The organism is Candidatus Methylomirabilota bacterium (assembly GCA_036005065.1).
GTDB lineage: Bacteria > Methylomirabilota > Methylomirabilia > Rokubacteriales > DASRDR01 > DASYQW01.
In genome coordinates, this window is sequence record DASYQW010000384.1 from 1 (window position 1) to 4,857 (window position 4,857).

A 4,857-nucleotide genomic window follows, 5' to 3' on the forward strand; every position below is an offset into this window, starting at 1 on the left:
GTGCTGAAGGTCTCCGAGGCCTCGATCGGGCCCGCCGCCGTCTGGGAGCCGTTTCGGCGTCTTTTCGCCCTGCTTCGCTTCCCCGACGAGCTCGCCCGCGACATGTATTACGCGGCCCTTGCGAACTGGCTCGCGTTCGCCGCCCTGCTCGTCTCGCAGATGCGCTTCCTGGAACGCCGCGGTCTGCCCGCCGGCTCGATCGCCCTGGCCATCGGCGTCACCTACTTCGGGACGCCGCTCGTCTACTACGGACTCTTCTCGGTGGCGTCCGAGATGCTGGCGGCGCTGAGCGTGTGGCTGGTCTTCCGCCGTCTCGCCAGCGGGGAGCCCGAGACCCCGACCGCCTGGCTGGCGCTCGGGGCCCTGTGCGGTCTCGCCGTCCTGGTCAGGACGAACACCGCCGTCTTCGTGGCGATCATGCTGCTGCCCCTGGCGGTCTCGCGCCTCTGCCGCCGACCGTGGCCGGTGTGGACCCTCCATCTGGCCCTCCTGGCCGCCGGCGCCCTGGCCGGGATGTTGCCGGCATTGATCCTCAACACGGTGTTCCTGGGCGCCCCGCTCCGAACGCTGTACAGCGTCCGCCTCGCGTCCGGCGAGTTTCTCATGCTCGACTTCGCCCATCCGAAGCTCACGGAAGTGCTCCTGTCCCACTGGCACGGGCTCCTCGTCTACAGCCCGATCTACCTCCTGGCCGCCGGCGGCGCCGCGCTCGCCCTGGCCCGGGACCTGGGCGGGCGACGGGACCAGCCGCCGGGGACGCGCCGCCGGTGGCATCGGCCGTTCGACGACCCGCTGCCGTACCTCGTCGGCGTCTATGCCGTCACCTATCTGTACCTCGCGAGCGCCTGGCGGCCCTGGTGGATGGGGACCGGGACCTTGGGCGGCCGGCAATTCATCACCCTGGCGCCCTTCGCCACGCTGAGCGTGGCATCCCTCCTCCGGCGGGTCGAGGGGACGCGGTGGTGCCTGCCGGTGACCGCCTCGAGCCTCCTGTGCGGAATCTGGACGCTCCTGCTGGCGCTCCAGCGCGACACGAACTTCACCGTCTCCTACGCCCAGCTCTGGGAGGCCCAGCTCACCACCGTGACGCACCACCTCGGCCTCGACATCCTCCCCCTCGCCGCCGCGTCGCTGACCGTTCTCTTCGCCCACGCGGTCTGGCATCGCACGGGAGCCCCGTCCGCGGCGGCGCTGTGCCTCGTCGCCGCGCTCGTGTGGGGCACGACGCTGCTCCTGGCGCTCGTCGCCGGCTATCTTCCCTTGATCCGGCCCCCCGGGACCGGCGCGTTCCTGGCCGTGTCCTTGGCTCTCGCGCTCGGCGTCGCGGTCCTGTGTCGGATGTCGTTCCACCCGGCGCCGGCGTCCTGGCTCCTGCGGCCGCTGGCCGTGACGGGATTCCTGGCGATCACCGCCATCCCCGTGTGGACCGGCGCCTCGACCCTGGTCCGGCTCCAGCGAGGCGAGACCCCGGTCCGCCGGGATTTCCGGACCGCCCACCTCCTGGCGCTGACGGATGGCCTCCAGGAGTACGGCCGGATCGCGGGCTACGAGCGGGACCGGGCCGCGTGGCACCGACTGGTCGACGAGTTTGCCCGGACCACCGCCGCCCTTCCACCGGACGCGGCCGGCGCGCCGGCGAGACCCCGGCCATGAGCGAGCCGCGCCGATGGCTGGTCGTCCTGCTCTTGGCGGGACTCGGCGTCGCCATCGCCCTCGCGCGTTACGGCGGTGATCTGCGTCGGGGTCAGATGCTCGTTCCCCAGCAGGTCAGCGAGCTCCTGTTCAACGAGGATTTCGACGACGTGGTCCTGGGAGTGCCGACGCCGTTCGCCCTGGACGGGTGGTCTCCGGGGCGCTGGGGTCTCGATCTCCAGCCCGGGGGCCGCGGCACCGCCACGGTGCGACTCAGGACCGGCCGGCCGGGCCGAACGGTCCTGACGCTCTGGTTCTACAGGCCGCGGCAGGGCTCCACGACCGTGGAGGTCTCGACGGACGGCGTCCACTACCGCACCGTGAGTCGGGATCGCTACTACCACCAGACGCTGGAAGACGTCACGCCCTACCTCGGCGAGGCCGAGACCTTCGTCGTGCGATTCTCGGCCGCCAACGAGACGACCGAGGAAGTGCTCGTGCTCGACAAGGTCCAGGTGGCGCGGGCCGGGCCGATCCTCACCCTGGCCCCGCTGCCGCTCGCGGCCGCCATCGCCGCGCTGCCGGTCCTGGCCGGCGCCCTGGCCGGGGCGATTCCGGCGCTTCGGCCGTACGCGCTGCCGGGCGGCCTGGCCACGGCTCTCGCCGTCACCCTCGCCGGAGGGCGCCTGGATTCGCGGAGCGTGGCCGGCGTGCTCGTCGTCCTGCTGCTCGGCTTCTGCGCGCTCCCGCGGCCACCCGCGGCGAACGGGGACAGCCGCTGGGCGCCCTTGCTGGCCCTGATCCTGCTGGCGTGGCTGCCCCGCTGGGAGCTCCTGGCGCAATTCCTGGAAGCCCCGCTCGACCCCGATGCGAACAACTTCAAGGTCCGCGCCCTGGCCCTCTCCCTCGGCGGCCTCTGGGATACGGCGCCGCGGGAGCCCGTCTTCATCTGGCTGCTGCGCGGCTTCCTGCTCGTGACCGGCCCCGCCGACGGCCACGTCCGGATGTTCACCGTGCTCCTGTCGCTCCTGCAGGTCGCCGCCGCCTGGTGGGTCGCGCGCCGGCTCTTCGGCTGGCGGGCGGGCATCATCGCCGGCCTCTACATCGCGACCAATACGAGTCTCGTCACCACGAGCATCCGGGGGCTGCGCGGCGAGCTGTTCGCAGCCGGCCTGCTCCTGTTCACGTACCTGGTGATCGCGACCGTCCGGGACCACCGGCCGACCACCGGCCTCGCCCTGGGGCTCGCGGGCGGACTCCTGGCCCTCACCTGGCTCTCGGCGCTCCCGGTGGTCCTGGCCCTCGTCGCCCTCCGGTGGCTCGGCCAGCCCCTGGCGACGCTGCCGCGGGCCGCCGGCGTCGCCGCGCTGGCCGTCGGCCTGATGGCCGTCCTGCTGGGGCCGCACCTCGCGGCCAACCGCCGCGTCTCGGGCGATTTCTTCGAGTCGATCAACGAGCACGCCCGCTACTACGCCATCCGCGAGTTCGCCGGCCGGCCGGGCTTCCCGTCCCCGCAGGAGGTGAGCAGCCATCCGTACCGGGGGCCGCGTCTCACCTGGGTGACGTACATCTGGGGCCTGCGGCCCTGGCGCGAAGCGGTCACCCGGCAGCTCCGCGGCGCGTACGCCGTCTTCTGGGGCCGGTACGCCGGCCACCTCTGGGGAAGCGGGGTGGCTCGCTGGATCTGGGTCACGGCGGCGGCGCTCGGCGTCGTCGCGGCGTTGCGCCTCCCGGGCGGGTGGCTCCTGGTGGTGACCACCGGGCTCGCCGGCGGCTCCGTCTACTTCCTGGCCTCGTTCCCCGATCTGTTCGACCCGCGCCTGATGCTCCACCTCACGGCCCCCCTCGCCGTGCTGGTCGGCGCCGGGGCCGCGGCGGCCCTGGAGTCCCTCCTCGGCTCGCCGGCCGCCCTCCGGGCGCTCAGGAGAACTTGAGCTTGTTCAGCGCGACCCAGAACATGCGGAACAGGAGCAGGCCGTGGCGGAAGCGGCTGATCTTGGTCGTCCCGTACGCGCGATCGCGGTACCGGACCGGGAGCTCGACGATCTTCAGGTTCAGCTTGGCCGCCCCGAACAGCAGGTCGAAGTCGCCGAAGGGGTCGAAGTCGCCGAAGAAGGCGCGATTGGCCTTGATCTTCAGGTAATCGGCCCGCCGGAGCACCTTGGTCCCGCAGAGAGTGTCGGTGATCCGCTGCTCCAGGAGCCAGGTGAAGAGCCAGCCGAAGACCTTGTTGCCGAGGAAGTTGAGAAACCGCATGGCCTGCCGCTCTCGGGGATAGACCAGCCGCGAGCCATTGATGAGATCGCCCTTCCCTTCCACGATGGCCCGATAGAACTTCGGGAGGTCCTCGGGCTCGACGGTGAGGTCCGCGTCGAGGATGAGGAGGACGTCGCCGGTGGCCGCGTCGAACCCGCGGCGCACGGCATCGCCCTTGCCCGTCGGCGGCGACTGGAGGACCAGCTTGATGTCCCGCTTGCCCTGCCAGCGCCGGATCTCGCTCTCGATCTCTTCGCGCGTCCCGTCCGTGCTGGCGCCATCGACGAAGATGAGCTCCGTGTGGAGCCCCATGCCGGGCAGGCGGGCGACAGCCGGCTGGATGTTGCCGCGCTCGTTCCGGCAGGGCACGACGACCGACACGCTGGTCGCGGACGTGGCCGGCGGTCCGAAGGCGCCCGGCCGGGGCCGGGCGACGACGTAGGCCACCAGCCCCAGCCGGCGGATGCCCGGCAGCCGCGCCACCGTGCGGTTGACCCAGTCGGACAGCCAGGGGACGTGCTTGGGGACCAGGAACCGGTGGCCCCGCTTCACGACCTCGAAGTCGCACAGGAAGAGCAGGTTCTCGATGTCGTCGAACGACAGCCAGTTCTGGAGCCGCAACGGGATGCGCTGGCCCACCAGCTCGGCCGCCCGCAGGACGGGCTCCCAGAAGTGGTTGTAGTAGGTGATGATCACCCGCGTGTCCGGCCGGGCGACGCCCTTGAGCTGCTGGAAGGCGCTCCAGACGTCCTCGAGGTGGCCGAGGAGGTCCGACATGATGACGTAGTCGAAGCGCCGGTCGAGCGCGAGCGCCTCGGCGTCGCCGACCAGCCAGGTCAGGCCGGGGAACTTCGCCCGCGCCCGCTCGACCATCCGCGGACTCAGATCGAGACCGACGCCCTCCCGCGGCTCGACCGCGGCCAGCAGGTCTCCGGTCCCGCAGCCGATCTCCAGGACCGACTGCCCGGG

At 71.9% G+C, this 4,857-nt stretch carries 3 protein-coding genes; 2 read left to right on the forward strand and 1 reads right to left on the reverse strand.

Going from position 1 to position 4,857, the window contains the following annotated elements; all coding sequences use genetic code 11:
• Together VGW35_25815 and VGW35_25820 are read left to right on the forward strand one after the other, a co-directional pair.
• Window positions 1–1,653 (forward strand): hypothetical protein (locus VGW35_25815; GenBank protein HEV8311094.1); only part of this gene is annotated, 1,653 nt, incomplete at its 5' end.
• Window positions 1,650–3,566: a glycosyltransferase family 39 protein gene (locus VGW35_25820; GenBank protein ID HEV8311095.1), complete on the forward strand. Its 1,917-nt coding sequence runs from the start codon at window positions 1,650–1,652 to the stop codon at window positions 3,564–3,566. The genes VGW35_25815 and VGW35_25820, both read left to right, overlap by 4 nt.
• Here the strand turns inward: VGW35_25820 and VGW35_25825 are convergent.
• Window positions 3,553–4,857: glycosyltransferase (locus VGW35_25825; protein HEV8311096.1), on the reverse strand; the 1,305-nt coding region annotated here is incomplete at its 5' end. The genes VGW35_25820 and VGW35_25825 overlap by 14 nt on opposite strands.

What these genes read in the sequence shown, in the direction of transcription:
- VGW35_25820 (HEV8311095.1), top strand. Translation starts at nt 1,650, where the DNA reads ATGAGCGAGCCGCGCCGATGGCTGGTCGTCCTGCTCTTGGCGGGACTC.